This window comes from Synechococcus sp. CB0101 (assembly GCF_000179235.2).
In the GTDB taxonomy this organism is placed as follows: domain Bacteria; phylum Cyanobacteriota; class Cyanobacteriia; order PCC-6307; family Cyanobiaceae; genus Vulcanococcus.
The window spans coordinates 1,233,938-1,254,752 of the sequence record NZ_CP039373.1 but is presented as its reverse complement, the minus strand read 5'-3'; the positions used below and the strand labels follow the sequence as shown (position 1 = coordinate 1,254,752).

Annotated in this window: 22 protein-coding genes; 7 read left to right on the top strand and 15 right to left on the bottom strand. The window is 68.0% G+C overall.

Annotation, left to right across the window (positions count from 1 at the left end; all coding sequences use genetic code 11):
- Positions 1-3 precede the first annotated feature (3 nt).
- From CB0101_RS06835 to CB0101_RS06820, 4 genes are read left to right on the top strand one after another with little or no spacing between them, the layout of a single operon-like run.
- On the top strand, positions 4-327 hold the full coding sequence (locus CB0101_RS06835) for a 2Fe-2S iron-sulfur cluster-binding protein (protein WP_029553094.1): 324 nt from the start codon (positions 4-6) through the stop codon (positions 325-327).
- On the top strand, positions 324-533 hold the full coding sequence (locus tag CB0101_RS06830; protein WP_010310925.1) for a hypothetical protein: 210 nt from the start codon (positions 324-326) through the stop codon (positions 531-533). Before CB0101_RS06835 ends, CB0101_RS06830 begins: the two co-directional genes overlap by 4 nt.
- A complete protein-coding gene (locus CB0101_RS06825) occupies positions 533-1,582 on the top strand; it encodes a DUF3326 domain-containing protein (protein WP_010310923.1) in 1,050 nt (349 codons plus the stop codon). The genes CB0101_RS06830 and CB0101_RS06825 overlap by 1 nt, the downstream gene beginning before the upstream one ends.
- Positions 1,582-2,025, top strand: coding sequence for a YchJ family protein (locus CB0101_RS06820; protein ID WP_010310921.1), 444 nt, complete (start codon positions 1,582-1,584; stop codon positions 2,023-2,025). Before CB0101_RS06825 ends, CB0101_RS06820 begins: the two co-directional genes overlap by 1 nt.
- Here CB0101_RS06820 and CB0101_RS06815 read toward each other — a convergent pair.
- From CB0101_RS06815 to CB0101_RS06795, 5 genes are all read right to left on the bottom strand, one after another.
- Positions 2,015-2,317, bottom strand: coding sequence for a hypothetical protein (locus CB0101_RS06815; protein WP_010310918.1), 303 nt, complete (start codon positions 2,315-2,317; stop codon positions 2,015-2,017). The two genes, CB0101_RS06820 and CB0101_RS06815, sit on opposite strands and share 11 nt — an antisense overlap.
- 84 nt (positions 2,318-2,401) lie before the next feature.
- Entirely contained in the window at positions 2,402-3,535 is a 1,134-nt protein-coding gene (gene ald, locus CB0101_RS06810; protein ID WP_010310916.1) for an alanine dehydrogenase, read from the bottom strand.
- Between the two features lie 61 nt (positions 3,536-3,596).
- On the bottom strand, positions 3,597-5,294 hold the full coding sequence (locus CB0101_RS06805; RefSeq protein ID WP_010310914.1) for an NAD+ synthase: 1,698 nt from the start codon (positions 5,292-5,294) through the stop codon (positions 3,597-3,599).
- A 3-nt stretch (positions 5,295-5,297) separates the two neighbouring features.
- Complete coding sequence (locus CB0101_RS06800; RefSeq protein ID WP_029553093.1) at positions 5,298-5,894, bottom strand: nicotinate-nucleotide adenylyltransferase; 597 nt, start codon at positions 5,892-5,894, stop codon at positions 5,298-5,300.
- Positions 5,891-7,249 (bottom strand): DUF697 domain-containing protein, encoded by a 1,359-nt coding sequence (locus tag CB0101_RS06795; RefSeq protein WP_246833843.1) that lies wholly within the window; start codon positions 7,247-7,249, stop codon positions 5,891-5,893. The genes CB0101_RS06800 and CB0101_RS06795 overlap by 4 nt, the downstream gene beginning before the upstream one ends.
- Before the next feature lie 26 nt (positions 7,250-7,275).
- Here CB0101_RS06795 and CB0101_RS06790 point away from each other — a divergent pair, with 26 nt between their 5' ends.
- Positions 7,276-8,598 (top strand): aminopeptidase P N-terminal domain-containing protein, encoded by a 1,323-nt coding sequence (locus tag CB0101_RS06790; protein ID WP_010310908.1) that lies wholly within the window; start codon positions 7,276-7,278, stop codon positions 8,596-8,598.
- Here the strand turns inward: CB0101_RS06790 and CB0101_RS06785 are convergent.
- Positions 8,595-9,368, bottom strand: coding sequence for a TIGR01548 family HAD-type hydrolase (locus CB0101_RS06785; protein WP_071778153.1), 774 nt, complete (start codon positions 9,366-9,368; stop codon positions 8,595-8,597). The genes CB0101_RS06790 and CB0101_RS06785 overlap by 4 nt on opposite strands.
- A gap of 61 nt (positions 9,369-9,429) precedes the next feature.
- Between CB0101_RS06785 and CB0101_RS06780 the strand changes: the two genes are divergently transcribed.
- A complete protein-coding gene (locus CB0101_RS06780; RefSeq protein ID WP_371413622.1) occupies positions 9,430-9,894 on the top strand; it encodes a 30S ribosomal protein PSRP-3 in 465 nt (154 codons plus the stop codon).
- An 81-nt stretch (positions 9,895-9,975) separates the two neighbouring features.
- Here the strand turns inward: CB0101_RS06780 and CB0101_RS06775 are convergent, their stop codons facing one another.
- Genes CB0101_RS06775 through CB0101_RS06750 form a run of 6 tightly spaced genes read right to left on the bottom strand, consistent with a single transcriptional unit; the run spans position 9,976 to position 15,200 of the window.
- Positions 9,976-11,040 (bottom strand): hypothetical protein, encoded by a 1,065-nt coding sequence (locus tag CB0101_RS06775; protein WP_010310900.1) that lies wholly within the window; start codon positions 11,038-11,040, stop codon positions 9,976-9,978.
- On the bottom strand, positions 10,953-12,161 hold the full coding sequence (locus tag CB0101_RS06770) for a protein phosphatase 2C domain-containing protein (protein WP_168187959.1): 1,209 nt from the start codon (positions 12,159-12,161) through the stop codon (positions 10,953-10,955). Before CB0101_RS06770 ends, CB0101_RS06775 begins: the two co-directional genes overlap by 88 nt.
- Entirely contained in the window at positions 12,158-12,889 is a 732-nt protein-coding gene (locus tag CB0101_RS06765) for a VWA domain-containing protein (RefSeq protein ID WP_010310897.1), read from the bottom strand. Before CB0101_RS06765 ends, CB0101_RS06770 begins: the two co-directional genes overlap by 4 nt.
- Before the next feature lie 3 nt (positions 12,890-12,892).
- The gene (locus tag CB0101_RS06760; RefSeq protein ID WP_010310895.1) at positions 12,893-14,227 is read right to left on the bottom strand and encodes a protein kinase; all 1,335 of its coding nucleotides are present in this window, start codon (positions 14,225-14,227) and stop codon (positions 12,893-12,895) included.
- The gene (locus CB0101_RS06755; protein ID WP_010310893.1) at positions 14,224-14,928 is read right to left on the bottom strand and encodes an FHA domain-containing protein; all 705 of its coding nucleotides are present in this window, start codon (positions 14,926-14,928) and stop codon (positions 14,224-14,226) included. Before CB0101_RS06755 ends, CB0101_RS06760 begins: the two co-directional genes overlap by 4 nt.
- Positions 14,925-15,200, bottom strand: a complete 276-nt coding sequence (locus tag CB0101_RS06750; RefSeq protein ID WP_010310891.1) for a hypothetical protein — start codon at positions 15,198-15,200, stop codon at positions 14,925-14,927. Before CB0101_RS06750 ends, CB0101_RS06755 begins: the two co-directional genes overlap by 4 nt.
- 77 nt (positions 15,201-15,277) lie before the next feature.
- On the opposite strand from CB0101_RS06750, the gene CB0101_RS06745 reads away from it, so the two are divergent.
- On the top strand, positions 15,278-17,530 hold the full coding sequence (locus CB0101_RS06745) for a transglycosylase domain-containing protein (protein WP_136644022.1): 2,253 nt from the start codon (positions 15,278-15,280) through the stop codon (positions 17,528-17,530).
- Here the strand turns inward: CB0101_RS06745 and CB0101_RS06740 are convergent.
- The 3 genes from CB0101_RS06740 to atpD form a co-directional block, all read right to left on the bottom strand.
- Positions 17,505-18,623, bottom strand: a complete 1,119-nt coding sequence (locus tag CB0101_RS06740) for a rhomboid family intramembrane serine protease (protein ID WP_010310885.1) — start codon at positions 18,621-18,623, stop codon at positions 17,505-17,507. The two genes, CB0101_RS06745 and CB0101_RS06740, sit on opposite strands and share 26 nt — an antisense overlap.
- Positions 18,624-18,698: 75 nt before the next feature.
- The gene (gene atpC / locus CB0101_RS06735) at positions 18,699-19,103 is read right to left on the bottom strand and encodes an ATP synthase F1 subunit epsilon (protein ID WP_010310883.1); all 405 of its coding nucleotides are present in this window, start codon (positions 19,101-19,103) and stop codon (positions 18,699-18,701) included.
- A gap of 16 nt (positions 19,104-19,119) precedes the next feature.
- Positions 19,120-20,580 carry a F0F1 ATP synthase subunit beta gene (gene atpD / locus CB0101_RS06730; protein ID WP_010310881.1) on the bottom strand — a complete coding sequence of 487 codons (1,461 nt, stop codon included), beginning with the start codon at positions 20,578-20,580 and terminating at the stop codon, positions 19,120-19,122.
- Positions 20,581-20,815: the final 235 nt, after the last annotated feature.

The following is a 20,815-nucleotide window of genomic DNA, read 5'->3' as shown; positions in this document are numbered from 1 at the left end:
CCCATGAGCGACACCTACACCGTTGTTTGCGAGATCAACGGCACCAGCCACAGCTTCAGCTGCAGCGCTGAGCAGACCGTGTTGGCTGCAGCCGAGGCGGCCGGGGTTGAGCTGCCCAGCTCCTGCTGCTCTGGCGTGTGCACCACCTGTGCCGCCCGCATCCATGAGGGCAGCGTGCACCAACCCGATGCGATGGGCGTGAAGGCCGAGCTGCAGGAGCAGGGTTATGCCCTGCTGTGCGTGGCGTTCCCCCGCAGCGACCTCAAGCTCACCGCCGGCCAGGAAGACGCGCTCTACGAAGCCCAGTTCGGTCAGTACCAGAAGTGAGCAGGAGCCAGCTGCGGCCAGTGCTGTTGCAGCTGGAACGCCAGAGCGGCTCGCTGCGCAGCCAGATCGAAGCAGCGTTGGCTGCTCACGGCACCCCTCTGCGCTGGGCGATCACCGCTGTGCAGCAGCGCGCTGATCATCCAGCGCTGCTGCAGATCGAGGCGGTGGTGCTCAGCGCTGGCGATCGCCAGCAGGACGAAGCCTGATGAGCACGGCGCCACCGCTCCCCACCCTGCTGGTGATTCCCACCGGCATCGGTTGCGCCGTGGGCGGCTACGCCGGTGATGCCCTGCCGGCGGCTCGCTTGTTGGCGGCGGCCAGTGGCTGTCTGATCACCCATCCGAATGTGATGAATGGCGCGGCGCTCTATTGGAGTGATTCGCGGTTTCACTACGTGGAAGGCTCCAGCCTCGATCGCTTTGCGGCGGGTGAGCTCCTGTTGCAGCCGGTGCGGCAGCAACGGGTGGGGCTGCTCCTGGATGCAGGCATCGAGCCGGAGCTGCGTCACCGCCACCTGCAGGTGGCCGATGGCTGCCGCGCCACCCTCGGCTTGGATGTGGGGCCGGTGCTGACCACCGATCGCCCGCTGGAGGTGAGCCTCAGCCTGGGCGCCAGTGGGGTGAGCTGGGGGCAGCTCGGCCAACCGGAGGCGCTGCTGCGGGCCGGGCGTGAGCTCAAGGCCGCTGGTGCCACGGCGATTGCGGTGGTGGCCCGCTTTCCCGATGATCCTGAGAGCGAAGCCCTCGCCGCGTATCGCCAGGGCAGTGGTGTGGATGCCCTCGCCGGCGCGGAAGCGGTGATCAGCCATCTGCTCAGCCGTGAGCTGGGCTTGCCCTGCGCCCATGCTCCGGCCCTGAGTCCGCTGCCTTTGGATCCCGATCTCGATCCCCGAGCAGCGGGTGAGGAGCTGGGCTTCACGTTCCTGCCCTGCGTGCTGGTGGGCTTGGGCCGGGCTCCAAATCTGGTGCCGGCGGGAACGGGGTCTTCTGCGCTGGGGATTGACGCGGTGGGCGCGGTGATCGCACCAGCCGGTGCCCTGGGGGGGGCGGCCGTGTTGGCCTGCGCAGAACGCGGGATTCCGGTGATTGCCGTGGAGAACCCCTGCCTGCTGGAGGTGACAGCGGAGAGCTTGGGCTTGGAGGTGATCCCGGCTGCCAGCTACAGCGAGGCCGCCGGCCTGGTGCTGGCCCTGCGCGAGGGGATTGCCCCGGCGGCCCTGCGCCGGCCGCTGCCTGCTTTGCAGGATCAGCACTGATGGCTGGTTTCGGCGCCAAAACAGGCCTGGCACCTGATCAGCCGTGCCCCTGTGGCGGCGCCAGCTATGGCTGCTGCTGCCGTCCGCTGCACCGCCAGGAGCAGGCCGCCGCCACGGCTGAACAACTGATGCGGTCGCGTTACAGCGCCTTTGCGCTGGCTGAGATCGATCATCTGCTGCGCACCCAGCCCTCTGCGCAACCGACGCGGGAGCGCCGCCGCGCCCTGGAGGCCAGCTGCCGCCAGCTGCGCTGGCGCCGCCTCGAGATCCTGGCCATCGAAGCCGGTGGGCCGGATGATCTGCACGGCACCGTGACCTTCGCTGCGCACTACAGCGCCGGTGGTGAGGCCGGAGTGTTGCGGGAGTGCTCCCGCTTTGGCCGCGAGGCTGGCCGGCCCGATGGGGCCTGGCTGTATCTCGAGGCGCTGGAGCTCAGCGATTGAGGCTGGTGCAGATGCGATCGAGCACCGAGGCGCAGCGGGTGCTCGATCGGGCCATGCATTCCCCGCTCAGGGTTTCCAGCCAGAGCTCCCCGGTGCTGGCGATGTCGCTCCAGTCGGCCCACACGCGCACGTAGTCGTTCACGCGGCGGCCGGAGCAGGGCCGCTCAAACGCCATCAAGGTGCGGTGGTCGGGTTGCTCCACCTCCAAACCCAGCTGCTCAAGCAGGGGGCGAAGGAGCTCACCGGGTGAGTGGGAGCTGTGGAAGGGAACAAGGGCGCGGCAGTAGGCCATGGCGTGGGATGGGCCGTGCCTTCAACGTATGGACGGCGGGCCGCGGGGATCCCCGCCTGCTCACAATCTTTTCCACTCCGTGTGTCAGCTCAGGCAGGCCATCGGATGGCGTGTGGGCAGGCCAAGGGCTTTGGCGACGCCTGGATGACACACCGACCCGGCCACGGTGTTGAGCCCCGACACCAGCTCCGGCCGGTCGGTGACGGCCTCCACCAGCCCCCGCCCGGCCACCGCGGCGATGTAGGGAAGGGTGACGCTCACCAGTGCTTCGGTGGAGGTGAACGGCACGGCTCCGGGCATGTTTCCCACGGCGTAGTGCTGCACGCCGTGGATGGTCACGACGGGATCGGTGTGGGTGGTTTCGCGGCTGGTGGCGATGCAGCCCCCCTGATCGATCGCCACATCCACGATCACCGAGCCCGGTTGCATCTGCGCCACCAGGCCTTCCTCCACCAGCGTGGGAGCCCGATCGCCGGGCAGCAACACCGCTCCGATCAACAGATCGGCCGAGGGCACCAGCCGCTCCAGTAGCCCGCGGCTACTCACCAGGCTCACCAGGCGGCCCTGCCGTTGGCTCTCCAGTCGCCGCAGCCGTTCCGGGGAGAGATCCAGGAGGAATACCTCCGCATCCATGGCGGCGGCGAGGCGCGCGGCATTCCAGCCCACGCTGCCGGCGCCGAGCACCACCACCCGCGCTGGGCGCACGCCGGTGCAGCCCCCCATCAGCACCCCGCGCCCGCCGTGGGGTTGCTCCAGCAGGTGAGCCCCCACCTGGGCCGCCAGGCGGCCGGCGATCTCACTCATCGGCGCCAGCAGCGGCAGGCTGCCATCGGCTAGTTGCACCGTTTCGTAGGCGATGGCGGTGGTGCCGGCCTGCAGCAGGGCTCTTCCCACAGCTGGATAGGCCGCCAGGTGCAGGTAGGTGAACAGCACTAGATCCGGCCGCAGAAAGCTGAACTCCTCGGGCTGCGGCTCCTTCACCTTCACCACCAGATGGGCGGCCCAGGCTTCCGCCTGATCCACCACGGCCGCCCCGGCGGCTTCAAACGCCGCATCGCTAATGCCGGCGCCTTCGCCGGCGCCCTGCTCAATGCGCACCTGCAAGCCATGGCTCACCAGCTCCCGCACGGCATCGGGGGTGAGCGCCACCCGCCGTTCATCGGGCTTGATCTCCCGCGGCACGCCGATGCTGGCGATCGGGGCGATGGTGCCGGCCATGGGGCGGGTGCGGGAGCTGGTCAGTCCTCAGCTTGGCGCTGCTGATCCGGCTTGGCCACGATCAGGCCGCCGCGATCGGCATCCGCCAGCCGCTGCCGAAGGAGCGTTGGCCGAGCTTGAGCACCGGCGGTGCTTGGCGACGTTTGAATTCGGCGCGGCGCAGCAGCTGCATCACGCGATCGGCCAGGGCCCGATCCACGCCGGTAGCCACGAGCTCTTCCGGGCTTTGATGCTGCTCCAGAAGGGCCTGGAGCAGCGGGTCGAGCACGGCGTAATCGGGTAGCGAATCGCTGTCTTGTTGATCGGGCCGCAATTCAGCACTCGGTGGTTTGTCGCGGATTGCCCGACCCACCAGCTCTCCATGGGTGGGGAGGCCCATCTCCTGGCGGCAGGTCGCTGCTGCCTCTGAATCCAGCCAGGCGCAGAGGCGGAACACGCCGGTTTTGTAGAGGTCGCCGATCACGGCCAGGCCGCCGTTCATGTCGCCGTAGAGGGTGCAGTAGCCAACGGCCAGCTCTGATTTATTCCCCGTGGTGAGCAGCAACTGGCCCTGTTGGTTGGCAACGGCCATCAGCAGCGTTCCGCGAATGCGCGACTGCAGGTTTTCAGCGGTGAGGCCGGCGGGTGCGCCGCCCAGGGGGGGCGTCAGTGCGGCGTCGAAGCTCGTCATCAGGGCTTCAATCGCCACGGTGTGGGTCGCCATCCCGAGCCGATCGGCGAGCGCCAGGGAGTCGTTGATGGATCCCGCCGAGCTCCAGGGGGAAGGCATCAGCAGGGCCTGCACGTTGTCGGGGCCCAAGGCGGCGGCGGCGATCACCGCCACCAGGGCTGAATCGATGCCACCGCTGAGCCCCAGCAGTGCTTTCCGGAAGCCGCATTTGCGCGCGTAATCGCGCACTCCCAGCACCAGGGTGCGCAGCAGCAGCTCGTCGGGTTTCGGCAGGACGGCACCTGCTGCTCGGCCGGCGCTCGGGGAACCGCAGGTGCTGTCCCACACGCCCAGGTCGGTCTTGGCGAAGGCCAGCTGACAGGCCACTTCGCCATGGGCGGTTGTCACGAAGCTGCCGCCGTCGAACACCAGTTCGTCGTTACCGCCCACCTGGTTCACGTACACCACCGGGCAGTGCAGGCGCCGCGCCGCCGCCGCCGCCAGCTCGCGCCGCAGCTGCGCTTTGCCGTCACCAAAGGGTGAGGCCGAGAGGTTGATCAGCAGATCGGGCCCCAGTGCCTGCAACTCCGCCACGGGGTCGGCGCCCAGCAGCCGCTGCGGGTGCAGCTCCTCCTCCACCCAGAGGTCTTCGCAGATGGAGAGGCCAAGGCGCCAGTGACGGCCGCCGCGCTCGAGCTCCAGCAGGCAGGGCTCATCGGCGGGGCGGAAATAGCGCCGCTCGTCGAATACGTCGTAGCTGGGCAGTAGCCGTTTGCGCGCCACGATCCGCCAGCCACCGCGCACCACCAGCGCAGCGCTGTTGAACAGATCGGGCTGCTGGCCGTCGCCGGCGGGTTCGCTCACCCCCAGGAGCAGCGCCAGCCCTTCAGGAAGATCGGCAGCGAGGTGATCGAGCGTGTGCTGCTGCTGTTGGTGCAGGGCCGGTCGCAGCAGCAGGTCGCGGGGCGGATAGCCCCAGAGGGCCAGCTCCGGCGCCACCACCAGATCGGCGCCCTGGGCGGCTGCGGCTTGGCAGGCTTTCAGCAGCTGGGCGCCATTGCCGGCCAGATCGCCCACCAGCGGATTGATCTGGGCAAGGGCAAGGCGCATCGGTTAGCGGGGCGTGCGGGAGGGCTGCTGCCCCAGGCCATAGAGATTGTGACGAACCAGTTCCGCCCAAAGCGCAGCCGGCACCTGCTCCGGGCTGGGATGGCGGCGGATCACTGAGCTGGCCGTGGCGGGAACCGGCAGGTTCAGCAGCTCCGGCTGGCCGCCCAGGCTGCGGATCGCCTCCAGCGCCGCTGGATCCAGGGCAAACCCCTGCCGCGGCACCACCGCCAGCCTGCAGTGCTGCAGCAGCTCAGCGGCCTTCCACCAGCTCGGTACCTGCCCCGCCAGATCACCCCCCACCACAAACACCAGCTCCTGCTCCGGCCAGCGCTCGGATGCCCGCTCGAGGGTGATCAACGCCCGCGGGTTGCTGAGCTCTTGAACGTGCTGGATGCGGGGATCTCCGATGGCCTCCACCAAGGCGCCGAGCAGCTGCGCCCGTAGCTCCAGCGGTGCACCGTGTTGCTTGAACGGGTTGTCGCTGGCCCAGGTTGCAACCTGGCCGTAGTGCTCCGCTAAACCCTCCAGCAACGCCCGGTGGCCTTCGGTGGGGGGATCGGCGCTGGTGCCGAGCAGGGCCAGGGCGGGCTTTGCACTCATGGCAGCAGCGGCTTCAGGGCTGCCGGCCGGCTGCTTTGCTGCTGCCATTGCTGCAGCCAGGCCCGGGCCTGGGGGTCTTGGTGGGCCAGTCGCCGCAGCAGCGAGGCGGGGCGCAGCCGTCCCCGTTCGGCGCTGCGCAGCAGTTCGGCGGCGGCCAGGCGGCCGGTGAGCCGGGTGGTGTGCACCGCCAGTGCCGCTTGGGCTAAGGCCACCGGAGCCGCTGGCGCCAGGCTGAGGCCACCGCTGAGGGGAGCTGCCAGCAGCAGCACCTGCCGCAGGCCCCCCAGCAGGAGCTGGATGCCGAGCTGTGTGCCGCCCAGCAGCGCGTTCTGGGCTGACAGCCGCGTGAGCAGGGCGCGGGCGCCGCCGCCCCCCAGCTCCAGCCCGTAGAGCTCACAGAGTTGCACCACCAGGGCGGTGTCGAGGGCGATGCCGCCGGCGAGATCCAGCAGCAGCAGTGGATTGGCCGCCACACCGGTGGCTTTGAGGGCGGCGTAGCGGCCGATCAGCGCCTGGGCGCTTTCCTTGCCGCGGCGCAGCCGCCAGTGGTGCAAGCGCTGGGCGAAGCGATCCGCCGCCCTCAGGCCGTTGAGGCCCAGCAGCAGCGCACCGTGCTGGCTGAGCAGCTCGAGCAGAGCCCATCGCAGGGGTGCCACCTGGGGCGGCATCGGTTCGCTGCGCACACGGCCATCGGCCAACACCACCGCTTGCCGCGGCGCCGAGGCCACCGCCAACAACTCCAGATCACGGTGGCCCGGAGGCAAGCGGCGGCGGATGCTGCTGATCAAGGCCTCGCGCTCGCTCTCCGGCCAGCAATCGATGCGGTTGAGCACCAGCAGCACCGGTTTGCCGGCGCTGAGCAGCTGTTCCAGGGCTTGGGCTTCCGGGGTGGTGAGGTCGCTGTCGAGCACCAGCAGCACCAGGTCGGCCCCCACGGCCACCCGTGCCGCCAGCCGCTGCCGCGCTTTGGCGGCAATCTCATCGATGCCGGGGGTATCCACCAAGTCCACGCCGGTGAGCCCGGGGATGCGCACGCTCCAGGGGCGCCGCTGTTGGCTGCGGGTGCAGCCATGGGCCACATCGGTGGCGAAGGCCTCCTCCTCCAGCAGCGCATTGAGCAGGCTGGATTTACCCACCCCCACCCGGCCGAACACGGCGACCCGCAGGCGCCGCTGTTTCAAAGCCAGCAGTTGTTGATCCAGCGCCTGCAGTTCCGGTCCCAGGGCGCTGCGCTCCCGGTCGCTCAGCCGCAGCCCGCTGCGCCACTCGCCCAGGAGCAGCTCGCAGCGCTCGGCGGTGGAGGGAGAACGCAAGGGCGGCGGTGGTAACGCCATGCATTGAAGCGGTTGTGCCATCGTCGCGCTCAGCCCCGCTCGCTTCCATGCTGATCAGCCCAGCCGTGTACGCCGAGCGCCGCGCCCGTTTCTTCCAGGCCCTGGGCGGAGCCGCTGCAGTGATCCCTGCGGCCCCGTTGGTGACGCATCACGCGGATTGCGAGTGGCCGTTCCGCCAGAACAGCGATTTTTGGTATCTCACTGGCTTCGATGAGCCCGATGCGGTGGCGTTGTTCCTGCCGCACAGGCCGGAGGGGGAGCGCTATGTGCTGTTCGTGAACCCCAAAGAACCCAGCGCCGAGGTGTGGAACGGCTTCCGCTGGGGCTGTGAGGGAGCGGTGCAGCAGTTCGGTGCCGACCTGGCTCATCCCCGCAGCGAGCTGGCCCAGCGCCTACCGGAGTATTTGAGCGGAGCCGAGGGCATTGCGTTCCGCGTGGGCAAGCATGCGGCGGTGGAGCCGCTGGTGCTGCAGGCCTGGGCCGGGCAGCTGGATCGTGCCCCCCGCAGCGGTGCTGCCGCCCTCGGGCTCGTGGCCCCCTGCCCGCTGCTGCATGGGCTGCGGCTGCGCAAGAGCCCCGAGGAGCTAGCTCGCATGCGCGAGGCGGCTCGGATCTCGGCGGAGGCCCATGAGCTGGCCCGCCAGGTGGTGCGGCCGGGGCTGAACGAGCGCCAGGTGCAGGCGGTGATCGAGCAGCACTTCCTGGAGCAGGGCGCCCGCGGCGCGGCCTACAACTCGATCGTCGCCGGCGGCGATAACGCCTGCGTGCTGCACTACACCGCCAACAACGCCGAGCTGCGTGACGGCGATCTGCTCCTGATCGATGCCGGTTGCTCCCTGAACGACTACTACAACGGAGACATCACCCGCACCTTCCCGATCAACGGCCGGTTCAGTGGTGAACAGCGCGCCCTCTATGAGCTGGTGCTCGCGGCCCAGGAGGCGGCTGTGGTCGCTGTTGCACCTGGGCAAACCGCTGAAGCTGTGCACGACACGGCTGTGCGGGTGCTGGTTGAGGGCCTTGTCGATCTGGGCCTTCTGGCCGGTGAGATCGACGGAATCATTGAGCGGGGAGCCTTCCGCCACCTCTATATGCACCGCACCGGTCACTGGCTCGGTCTCGACGTGCACGACGTGGGCGCCTACCGCCTCGGCGAGCACCACGTGGCACTTGAGCCGGGGATGGTGCTCACCGTGGAGCCTGGCCTCTATGTGAGTGATCGCCTGCCGGTGCCGGAGGGGCAACCCGCGATCGAGGAGCGCTGGAAGGGCATCGGTATCCGCATCGAAGACGACGTGGCCGTGACCGATCACGGCCACGAGAACCTCACGGCTTCGGCGCTGAAGGCACCGGCAGCGATGGAGCGCTAGCTGAGCGCTTGCTCCAGGGCCGCCAGCACTGCTGTGGTGTTGGGAATCACGGCATCGGCGCCAGCCTCCCGCAGCTGGGCCTCGTAGCGGCCGCGGCGCTCGCCGGCTTCGGGGCTGTGCAGGTGGGGCGGTGCCACCGCCAGGCTCAAGAAGCGCTGCTCGGGTTGCACCTGGCGGGCGCGCTGCACGGTGAGGACGTCGGCCACGGTGTCGCCCAGATACGCCACGGGCGCCGCCGAGGCACCCAGGCTGCCGACCAGGTTGCTTGCCAGGTGCAGGAAGCCGGTGGGATCCGGTTTATCGGGCGCATCGCCCATGGCGATCAGCGGCGGGCGGCTTAAGCCCAGGCGCTGCTCCAGCACGAACCGGGCGGAGGGCGGTTCGGCGCCGCTCACAAAGCCCCAGGCCACGCCGGCTGCGCTTAGGTCGTCAAAGAAGTTGCGCTCCACCAGCAGGGGCTCACTGCCGATGAAGCCCTGCCAGGCGCCCGGATCCCCCTCGGGGTCGCCGCCGAAATAGAAGCCGTTGAACACCTCCACCAGCGCCTCAAACGCCGGTAGCTGCGCCAGACCACCCCGGCGCAGTAGCTCGAGGGAGGCTTCCCAGTCGTTGTTCCAACAGCCTTCGGCCTTCAGCGCATCGATGGCGGAAGGCTCGGGCCGCACACCGCTGTAGTGCTGCACCGTTTCCACAATCGCTCGCCGGTAACTGCCGCCCACATCCCGGATCACACCGTCGATGTCGAACAGCAGAACGGCGCGTGGACTCAGAGGTCTGGCAACAGCGGCTGGTAGGTTAGTTGTTTGTGATTAAGCCTTGAGCGCTGACACCATGAGCACAGAGAGCGCTGAAAGCGCCGTGGCGACAGCCGCCGCTGAGGTTCCCGCGAAGGACACCACCGAAGGCCGTCCCGTGCTGAGTGGTGCCAGTGCTGTTCTGGCCTCCGCCACCATTGATGAGAACGGCGTTCCCTCCGGCCGCACCCCGAAGGCGGATGAGGGTCGTTTCCTGGTGAAGATCCTGTGGCTGCCCGACAACGTGGCCCTGGCTGTTGACCAGATCGTGGGTGGCGGCCCCAGCCCCCTCACCTCTTACTTCTTCTGGCCCCGTGAGGACGCCTGGGAAACCCTCAAGACCGAGCTCGAGGGCAAGAGCTGGATCACCGATAACGAGCGCGTTGAAATCCTCAACAAGGCCACCGAGGTGATCAACTACTGGCAGGAAGAAGGCAAGGGCAAGAGCCTCGAGGAAGCCAAGCTCAAGTTCCCCGATGTCACCTTCTGCGGTACCGCCTGATCATCGCGGCATCGTTGCTGTTCACTTGCCCCCGCAAGGGGGCTTTTTTGTTGCTTGGCGATTGGGCACGGGGCCTTGGCGTTACTGCCGGCCGCGGGTCACCTGGCCGAAGCTGCTGCCGGTGATCAGGGCTGGCTCGGTGGCGGTTTCCACCGTGAACTGGCGCGATTCGCTCTGGCTGGTGCCGTCGGGGTACACGAAGGTCACCAGTCCTTCCAGGGTGATCAAGCTGCCGTCGCGTCTGAGCTCCCGCAGGTTGTCCACGCTCACCCGCTGAAACTGGCGGAAGAAGGCCGGGTCAAATTGATCGGCGGCTTCACCACTGAAGCGCTGGCGGGCGGCCTGGATGTTCCCCAGCGAGAGGTCGTTGTAGAGCTGCTCCACGCTGGCGATCGCCTGGGCGGTGGCGGCATCGCTCGTGTTGGCGCTCAGATCAGGGGCTGGCGGGGCCTCCGTGGGGGTGGCGTCCGGAGTGGGGCTCACCAGTTCGCCGGGCAGGCGCGGCCGCTCTGTGCTGAGTGGCCCACCGCTGGGCAGGCTGGTCTGGAGCAACAGCCAGGCCAAGCCACCGCCGACACCCACCACCAGCACGCCGGCCATGAAGCTCAACACGGCCACCAGTCCGCGGCTCCCGCTGCTGGTGGGGGCCGGCGCTAGCTCTTCTTCCTCCTCCTCATCGACATCGATCGCTTCGGGCGTGGATCGGAACTCGGGTTCGGGCGAGGCGCTGGTCGGCGCCGGAGTGGTGTTGGGCAGGCCCAATAGCCCGCGTAGCACTGCATCCATGCGGGCGCTGATCGCCGCGGCGAAGACCTCGTTTAGTTCCTGCTGGAGCCGCAGTTGCAGACGGGTATCAGCGGGCAGGGGTGGTTGCTGGCCGGCGGCGTTGCTGAAGCCGGGCGAGAGCACCAAATACTTAAGGGCCGGCAGCAGGGCTAGTTGGCTCTGGCCGCAGAAATCCCCCACCAGGGCCTGCAGCCGGCGTCCATCCAGGGGCAGGCCCCGCTCCAGATCGCTGAGGATCTGGCGGCGCAGCGTGGTTCCGAGCGCGTAATCGTTCACGGTTTCCCAGGCGCCGCGCCGGGCGCTGCAGCTGGGGGCATCTTGCCGTTTGCCGGTGCGGTTGGCGTGCGGGCCCGCTGCCACTGCCGGCTCAGTTCTGCGTTGAGGGCGGCGCAGCCGGCGATCGTTCCCTCTTGGCTGCTGGCGATCAACGCGCCCAGGGGATCGGTGCTGGCCTGCTGCTGCAGTTGCGTAGACAGCTGGGGGTTGTGCAGCAGTGCCTGGAATTGGCCACGGCGCTGGTTGAGGTTGGCGGGAATCTGCTCTGGGTTGTCGCAGAGCTCGCGGGCCTGCGCCTGCAGTGGCGTCTCTCGGTGCACCATCAGCCAGGCGCCCAGCCCCAGGCCAGCGGCCAGCAGCAGCACTCCCAAGCCGGCGCGTGGCTTGAGCCATGCCCGCCGCTTCGCGGGCCCATCAGCCTGCAGCGCCATGGCGATCGACACGTCATCCCCGCTGCCGCACTCGGTGATGTGGTTGAGCCCCTGTTCCAGTTCCTGGGGATCGCGCAGGTTCACCAGTTCGGCGCAGAGCTGCAGATAGTCGGCGTCGGTGGCGCAGGATTTGCGCACCCCATCGGTGCTGAGCAGCAGGGCCCGTAGCTCAGTGGGCTGCTCCAGACGCTGCAGCTGGGCGCGCATAGGCCAGCCCTGTTGTTCGGGCGGTTGGCACAGGCTGCCGGTGGCTTCGCTGCCGCTGTGCTCGCGTTCTTCGCTGAGCAGCACCGCCTGGCCCTCCACATCCACGCCGGCCAGATCCCAATCGCCCACGCCGGCGCAGCCCCACCACTGCGGCGCCAGCAGCACCAGCCCGAGGGTGGTGCCATAAGTGAGCGGAGAGAAGGCCTCCTGGCTGGCCTCCGGTTGGGTCTGCCAGTCGGCTGCGATGGCCTCGAGCCAGCGTTGCTGGATGCTGGCCGGCAGTTCCTGCGTCAGCAGGTCTCGCCAGCGCTCCGGCTGTGAAAGGGGGGTGCAGGCCAGCCAGGTTTGCACCGCTTCCTGCGTCACCTGGCAGGCCAGGGCGCTGCCCCGGTGGCTGAGGCGATAGCGCGCGCTCCCGTGGCCATCGGCCACCACCAGCAGCTGCAGGTTGCCGCCGGCGGCCGGCAGCGTTGCACTCAGGCTGGTGTCCTGGCAGGGCTTGTCTTGGCGCCGGTGGGCCGCACCGATCACGCTGCAGGCCCGCAGCTGCTGCCAGCGCGGGCTCACCACACCAGGGGCCCCACGTCGTCGCTGGGGTCGAGCAGGGTGGGGGGCAGATCCGGCAGGGGGATGTTGCCGGCATCCTGTGGTGCGGCGTCCACGCGGCTGGCTGGCATCGAGGCCGCGCCCACCACGGCGGTGGAGGCCCACTGGATGTATTGGGCCAGGGTGGTGGCATTGCTGGCTTGCAGCGGCCGCCGTGGTGATTTGCCCCGCCCTGTGGGTTCGGGGCCGATGAATTGCTGCAGCACCTCCAGGTCGGCGTCGTGCCCCATGGCGATGGCCAGGCGCACCGCTTTCTGGGCCCAGGGCCTGCGCATCAGGTTGTCAAGGCCGGCTTCGAAATCATCGGTGGGCTGGCCATCGGAGATCAGCACCAGCACCGGCGGGAGGGCCCGCTCCTCCATCGGCGGCGACTGCAGTGCCTCCGCCACCAGATGAAGGGCCTCGCCCATGGCCGTGATGCCGCCGGCCTCCAGGTCACGCCATTGCAGTTGCTGCACGGGCGTGGGTTCCGCCAGGTGCCACGCTGCCTGATCGGCAAAGCGCACGGCGCGCACGAGCACCCGTGCTTCAGGGTTCTCGCGCGCCACCTCCGCCATGCCGGGCAGTGATTGGCGGATGGCCTGGTTGAGGGCCTGCATCTTCCCCTGGGCCGCCATGGAGCCGGAGCAATCGCAGAGGTAGATGAAGTGCAGCGGCCGGTTGCTGAGCCGAACGTTGGGGAAGGGCATGGCTTAAGGGCGCAGCACCAGGATGGGTCCGGCGCTGCTGTCGAGCTGCTGCAGGGCCGCGAGATTACAGGTTTTGCCAGGGTCGAGCTCAAGGCTTTGACCGCCGGTGGTGCGGCCCTGCCAGCGGCTGCTGCTCAGGTTCTGCAGGCCGAGCAGGTTGGGGTCGCTTGGGTGGGCCACCAGCCGCGCTAGCGGGGCGTCGATCGCTTCTCCCACCAGGGGATCGAAGTGATGGGGCTGCAGTTCGTTGCCGGCGGTGGCGCTCACCACACCATGGGGCAGCTGCAGCCGCAGCGGCGCTGACAGGGGAGTGCCGCAGCTCCAGCAGGCACCCGTGGTTTCAGGAGCAGGGAAGGTTTCCTGGCCGCAATGGCTGCAGAGCTGGCGCTGATCGAGGCATTGGCTGATCGCCTGCTTCCACTGGCCCGTGAGGGTGCGTTGATCGCTCTGGCGCAGGCCCGCTCCGAAGCTCTGCACAAACAGGCGTTGCAGGCTGGCCGGATAAATCGGCCAGGTGATCAGGGCGGCGCTGTGCTCGATCGAGTCTGGCCGGTTGCTGCTGTCGTTGGGGTCAAAGATGAACAAGGCCTCCTCGCCGTAGAGGCGCCGTCGGGCGGGTTCATCCAGGCAGCGGATCGCCAGTTCCAGCTGGCCGCGGAAGGGGTCGTGGCGGGTGAGCAGGCGAAACAGCAGCACCGCCAGCGAAAACAGATCGCTGCGGGCGCTTGGTTTGGCCTGCCCGAGCAGCACCTCGGGTGCCATGAAGCCGGGGGTGCCGAGCACGCTGCTGCTGCTCTGGCCATCCACATCCACGTTGTCGTTGTCGCAGATCAGGATTCGGCCGCTGCTCGGCTCCAGGAACAGATTTCCCAGCGACACGTCCTTGTAACAGAGGCCTTTGAGATGCAGCTGGTGGAAGGCTTCCGCCAGGTGGAAGCAGGCCTTGAGCACGGTGTGGAGGCTGATCTCGAGGTCGCCCCCGGCGTGGCGATGGGCCCCCACAAAGTCCTCGGGCCGCAGACCCATCAGATACCCGAAGCCCCCGGCCGCGGCGGGAAAGGCGGCCAGGCTGCCGGCGCTGGGCTCCAGCAGCGCCAGGGGCCAGAGGAAATCGCCGTTGGGTGCCCCCAGCCGGATGCTCTGCTGCAGCCGCTGCCGCAGCTGTGGATCCCTGGCGATGCAGGCGGGGAAATACCACTTGAGCGCGAGCCGTTCACCCCCCAGCTGCACGGCAAACACCTGGCCTTGGCTGCCTCCTCCGAGCCCCCGCTCAATCAGCAGTGGCTGCTCCAAACCGGCAAAGGGCAGGCTGGTGCCCTCAGGCAATAACCAGCTCATGCGGGCGCCAGGTCCTGCCCGATCGCCTGGCGGATGCCATTGCGGTGGGCCAGCGCCGTGCGGCGATTGGCAAAGCCATGGCGCACCGCGCGGCCATCGCGGAGCACCAGCACCAGCTGATGCTGTTTGCGCGACCCCAGCAGGATCCACGCTGCTATGGCACTGATCTGGAGCGGCCAGAACAACAGCGGAAAGGGCAACAGCAGCAGCCCGCCCAAGCAGACCAGCAGCCACCAGCTGAAGATGTGCGGATGCAGCGGCAGGCTCTGCACCGCTGCGGAGCGGATCTCGGCTACGGCCAGCTGTTGCTCACCCACGCTGATGCTGCGTGGTGGTGTTGGAGCCGCTGCCCGCGCCTGGCTGCTCGGTGCGCTCGGAGCTGGTGTGGCCGGCTCCGCCTCAAACACCAGCACCGGCCCGCTGCGCCCCAGCCGGATTTCATCGCCGTTCTCGAGCCGCCGGCATTGATGCACCTGGCGCCCTTCTAGGAAGGTGCCGTCGCTGCTCTGCCAGTTGCACACCAGCCAGCCCTGGCTACGCGAGAAGCGCACCACCGCATGGTGATCGGATACGCCCTCTTGGTTGGCCAGGCAGAGGCGGTTGCTGGCCGCGCGGCCGATGGTGAGGGGCTCCGCAGGATCCAGTGGGGCCACCTTGCGGCGATCGGCCGCCAGCACCAGGCGCGGGGATGCGCTGCTCATGGCTCCCCCCGCCGGCGGCGCCACCACAGCTGCCAGTCATCGCGAAGGTCGTTCCACCAGCCGCCATCGCCAGCGCGATAGGGCACCACGCGCCCGGGGAACAGCAGCGCTTTGCTGGCCAGGGCCAAGGCGATCAGCACCAGCACCAACAGCACCCAGCCCGGGATGGCCCCCACCCAGGTGGCGGCGAAGAAGGCCCGGATCGCGTACAGCCCGATCGTGAACGCCAGCCACAGCCGGAAGGGTTCCCAGGGGTCCCGTTGACGCTGCAACGATCGGCTCGAAGGCTGGCCGTAGCCTATGGCCGGGCTGCAACACCCGCCTGGCCACCCCATCGCAACTGGCTTCGTTGAAGGAGCGTTTGGCGCCCACGCCGGTGCGTCGCGCCTGGGTGGCGTTGGCGCGGGCTGCCGTCCAAGGCCCCTGGCGTGAGCGTCCGGCGGCCATCGCCCAGGTGTGGCCGTTGTTGCGGGCCCATCAAGCCAGCGTGGAGCTCTGGGCCGGTGGCCGCAAGCTGAGCGAGCTGGTGCTCGAGAACCAGCGCTATCGCCTGGGGCGCGATCCCGCCTGCGAACTCCCATTGGCGGAGCCTGGCCTGAGCCGGGTGCACGCCATCCTCGAGAAGCAGAGCCCGAGCGATCGCGAGTTTGCTCTCGAGGATTTCAATTCCGCCAACGGCCTGTTCCACCGCGACCGCCGCATCCGTTGGATCCAGCTGCGCGATGGCGATGCTGTGCGGCTGGGTTCACCACTGAAGGGCGAAGCGCCCGAGCTGCGTTATCGCCATCCCCGCAGCCCACTGGAGCAGGCGGTGCTGCTGGTGGGGTTGGCGGCCTTGGCCGGTTCCAGCCTGCTGGTGAGCGGCATGCTCGTGGCCGCCAGCATCGGCGGCGGCTCGAAGATCCGCTCCATCTCCGGGCCGGTGAAGATCTTCTCGGCCGATGGCCGCCAGATCGATGCCAAGGAGGGCTCTTCCACTGCCTTGCCCTCGCTGCAGGCCTACCCCCTGCATCTGCGCCAGGCCTTGATGGCCTCTGAGGAAGCGCGCTTCGGGTGGAACAGCGGCATCGACCTGTTCGGCACCCTGCGCTCTGCCCTGCTGGGCACCGGGGGTGGCAGTGGTCTCACCCAGCAGGTGGCCCGGATGGTCTATCCGGAGGTGGGCCGCGATCTGAGCCTTACCCGCAAGCTGCGGGAGCTGTGGGTGGCGCTGCAGCTGGAGGTGGGTTTCAGCAAAAACCGCATCCTCAAGCTCTACCTCGATCGCGCCTATCTGGGCTTGGGCACGGAGGGATTTGAGCAGGCCTCACAGCTCTATTTCCGCAAGTCGGCCAGTGATCTCGACGTGGGCCAGGCGGCGTTTCTGGTGGGACTGTTGCCCAGCCCGAATGGCTACAGCCCCTGCAACACCGACGATCCCGGGGCGGGCCTGGAGCGGCGCAATCTGGTGCTCAAGCTGATGCACGAGCAGGGCTGGCTCACGGATCAGGCCCTGATCGATGCCCAGCGGCGACCGCTCAACATCGACCCCTCCGCCTGCCGCGAATCCACCTTCAGCAGCTACCCCTTTTTCAGCGATTACGTGCTGGGTGAGCTGGAGGGCACCCGCTTCGGCCTCGATCTCAGCAGTGAAAACGCCGCTGGCAATTACGCGGTGGTGAGCACGATTAATCCCAAGCTGCAGCAGCTCGCGCAGGATCAGCTCAAGCGCTTCCTGGAGGGGCCGGCGGCTGCCGTTGGGCTCAGCCAGGGGGCCTTGATCACGGTGAACACCGAAACCGGCGACATCCTGGCCTACGTGGGTGGCGGCGATTACAGCCGCTCCAGCTTTGATCGGGTGCAGGCCCTCCGCCAGCCCGGCTCCACCTTCAAACTCTTTCCCGTTCTTGCGGCCCTGGCGGCTGGGGTGAATCCCGCGGATTCCATCTCCTGTGCCCCCTTGGCCTATGTGGCCGGCTGCCGCAGTGGCGGTGGCCGCACCAGCGTGGCGGAAGGGTTTGCGCGCTCTGAAAACGTGGTGGCCCTGCGCCTGGCGGAGCGCGCCGGCCTGGGCAATGTGCTGAAGCTGGCCCGCCGCCTGGGCCTCTCCACCCCGCTGGATGCCGACTACAACACCATTCTCGGCGGCCGCGAAACCTACCTCTATGAGCTGGCCCGCGCCTATGCGGTGGTGGCCAATGGGGGGCGTTCCGTGCCGATGCACGGCGTGAGCCGCATCTACGACCTGGGCATCTGCGGTTCGATCAAGAGCCTTGAGCAATGTCCGGAGCGGGGTGTCACCGTGCCCATCGGGGAGCAGAGCCGCCAGCTGCTCTCGCCGGAGCTCGCCGCCGCCATGGATCAACTCCTGGCGGGAGTGGTGCAGGGCGGTACCGGGCGGGCCGCTGGCCTTGTGCCCGATGCCCGTGGCAAGACCGGCACCACCAACAACGGCGTGGATGTGCTGTTTGTGGGCTATTCACCGTCGAGCCAGTTGCTCACCGCCATCTGGATGGGCAACGACGACAACACCCCGGCCCAGGCGGCCAGTGGTGGTTTGGTGGCGGAGTTGTGGGGGCGCTACATGCAGCAGGCCGCTACAGCAGTTCGCGGATCCGGGTGACCACCGCCCAGCCCAGCCCCAGCAGCAAGCCCCAGCCCCAGGAGCTGCTCAAGATCCGCTCCAGCGCCGTGCTGCGCTCATCGGGGTTCTGACGGGGCAGCTGCCAGCCCAGTTGCAGTGCTCCGTAGACCAACAGCAGCACCCAGGCGGGGATCTCCAACCCTCCGCTGCTGAAGCGAAACACCCGCCAGTGTAACAGGCTCAGCCCCGCCGCCAGGGCGATCAAGGCGCTGATGGCACCGGAGGCACCGCTCCACAGGCGGGTGATGCGCCAGCGCGTCGCGCATAGCGCCGCCAGGGCCAGGCAGGCCAGGGTCGTGAGGCAGTAGCGCAAAACCACATCGCCTAAGGGCAGCGGCGAATCGCCCAACAGGATCAACAGCAGGATCAGGTTGAGGCCGGCCTCCAGACCATTGGCGTGAATCCAGGCCTGGCTCAGCCATTGCCAGGCCTGCCGCGGCTGTGAGGCCTCCTGGCTGGCCAGCGGCCAGTACCGTTTCAGCCTTTTCAGCGGGCCCAGGCTGAGGGCCTGCAGCAGGCCTAGCACCAGCACCAGCACCACCCCGCCGCTCCAGCCCCAGCCATCGAACAGGGCGCGATCCAGTTCAGCTGCGGCCCAGGCGAACACCAGGGCTCCGGCCGCCCCGAGGGCTAAGCCAGGCCCAAACCGTTCAAGCTCCAGCTTCAGGTTGAGCATGCGTTCACGCGAGGCCCGTGGCGCGGCCTCTTGAGGCGGCGGCTCAGGGGCAGGCGCAGCCGCTTCGTCAGTCGGCGGATTGTGGTCGGCGGGTGAAACCTGGCCGATCGCGGCGTGCAGCAGATCGAGCAGTTCCTCCAGCACCGCCGGCGCATAGGTGACCCGTAGCTGGGCGGTGAGACTGGCCAGCGCTGATTGCTGCTGGGCGCCCTGGCTATGGAGCAGCTGCAGCAGTAGGGGCTGGCTGGCGAGATCGCGTACGGGGCCCCGCAGGCCTTCATTGGCCCCCAGGGCATCCATTAGGCGGTTGCTGAGGGCCCGCGATTGGCGCAGGCCGTTGGGGTCGGCTGCCAGCCATTGGCGCAGCTGCTCTCCCAGGTCGTGGCCGACACCCATTGGCGTGAATCCGCAGGCAACAAACAAAAAAGCGCCCCGTTGGGGGCGCCGTCGATCATCGGATCGGACAGGAGATCAAGCCTTGGTGGCCTGCACGCGGGCGCGGGCACGGGCCAATTCCTGTTGGGCCTTGATCTTGTCTGTGCTGGTGGGCTGGCCTTCGAACTTGGCCACCGCAGCGGTCGCGGCATCCAGCTCTTTGCTGGCGGCCTCAGCGTTGATGGTGCTGCCGAGCTCGGCAGCGTTCACCAACACGGTGACTTCATCGGCATCCACTTCAGCGAAGCCGCCTTGGAGGGCAATGGCCTTCCAGCCATTGCCCTCTCGCACCCGCAGCACACCGAAATCAAGGGCGGTGAGCAGGGAGACGTGACCCGGAAGAATGCCGAGCTGACCAGTGGTACTGGGCAGGATCACTTCGTCGGCGTTGCCGTCGAAGACGCTCTGATCAGGTGCCAGAACGCGAAGGGTGAGAGACATGGTTTAGGTCTCCGGATCAGCCTTTGGCTTCGGCTTGGATCTTGGCGGCCTTGGCCTTCACTTCGTCGATGTTGCCCACCAGGTAGAAGGCAGCTTCGGGGAGTTGGTCGAGCTCACCAGCCAGGATCATGTTGAAGCCGGCAATGGTGTCTTCGAGCTTCACATACTTACCGGGCATGCCGGTGAAGATCTCAGCCACGAAGAAGGGCTGGGAGAGGAACTTCTCGATCTTGCGGGCGCGGTCTACGGTCCGGCGGTCGTCTTCAGACAGTTCGTCGAGACCCAGAATCGCGATGATGTCCTGGAGCTCTTTGTAGCGCTGCAGGGTGGACTGCACAGCACGGGCGGTGCGGTAGTGCTCGTCGCCCACAACGGCGGGCTGGAGCATGGTGCTGGTGGAATCCAGGGGATCCACAGCGGGGTAGATGCCCTTGGAAGCCAGGCCGCGGCTGAGCACGGTGGTGGCGTCCAGGTGGGCGAAGGTGGTGGCTGGTGCGGGGTCGGTCAGGTCGTCCGCAGGCACGTAGACGGCCTGGATCGAGGTGATCGAACCCTCGAGGGTGGAGGTGATGCGCTCCTGCAGAGCACCCACGTCGGTACCCAGGGTGGGCTGGTAGCCCACAGCCGAAGGCATGCGGCCCAGCAGAGCCGAAACCTCAGAACCGGCCTGCACGAAGCGGAAGATGTTGTCCACGAACAGCAGCACGTCCTGCTTGTTCACGTCGCGGAAGTGCTCAGCCATGGTGAGAGCCGAGAGACCCACGCGCATCCGGGCGCCGGGGGGCTCGTTCATCTGGCCGTAGCAGAGGGCCACCTTCGACTTGGAGAGGTCGTCGGGGTTGATCACGCCCGATTCCTTGAATTCCTCGTAGAGGTCGTTGCCTTCACGGGTGCGCTCACCCACGCCAGCGAACACAGACACACCGCCGTGCTCTTTGGCGATGTTGTTGATCAGTTCCTGGATCAGCACGGTCTTGCCCACGCCGGCACCACCGAACAGGCCCACCTTGCCGCCCTGGCGGTAGGGAGCCAGCAGGTCGATCACCTTGATGCCGGTCTCGAACACCTTGGGCTTGGTTTCGAGGTCGGTCAGCTTGGGAGCTTCGCGGTGGATAGGAGCGGTGGTAGTGGTGCTCACCGGACCCTGCTCATCCACGGGCTCGCCGAGCACGTTGAAGATGCGGCCGAGGGTGGCTTCGCCGACGGGCACGGAGATGGAAGCACCGGTGTCCATGGCTTCCATGCCGCGCACAAGGCCGTCGGTGCTGCTCATGGCCACGGCGCGCACGCGGTGGTCGCCCAGGAGCTGTTGCACCTCAGCGGTCAGGGCTACGTCCTGACCGGCTGAGTTTTTGCCCGTCACGCGGAGGGCGTTATAGATCTTGGGCAGCTTGCCGGCCGGGAATTCAACGTCGATCACCGGGCCGATCACCTGCCGGATGATGCCTTTGGTGCCGGTGGCAGTAGCAGCAGCCATTTATGGGAGAAGTCGCTGGGGACGCGCAGCGGGCTCAGACCCGCTCCGAAGCGGCGCAACCTTACCACTGCGGGCCATCCCCACCGCTTGGTTCGGTAGAGCGACAGGCGCTGTTCGGTCAACCGCCCCGGTGAGTGCTTGAACCGCGGCCTGCTGCCCCCATAGCTTGGCACTCACGGATGGCGAGTGCTAACTCGTCTCCAGAGGCGCTTCGGCGCCGCGACCCTGGCAGCGT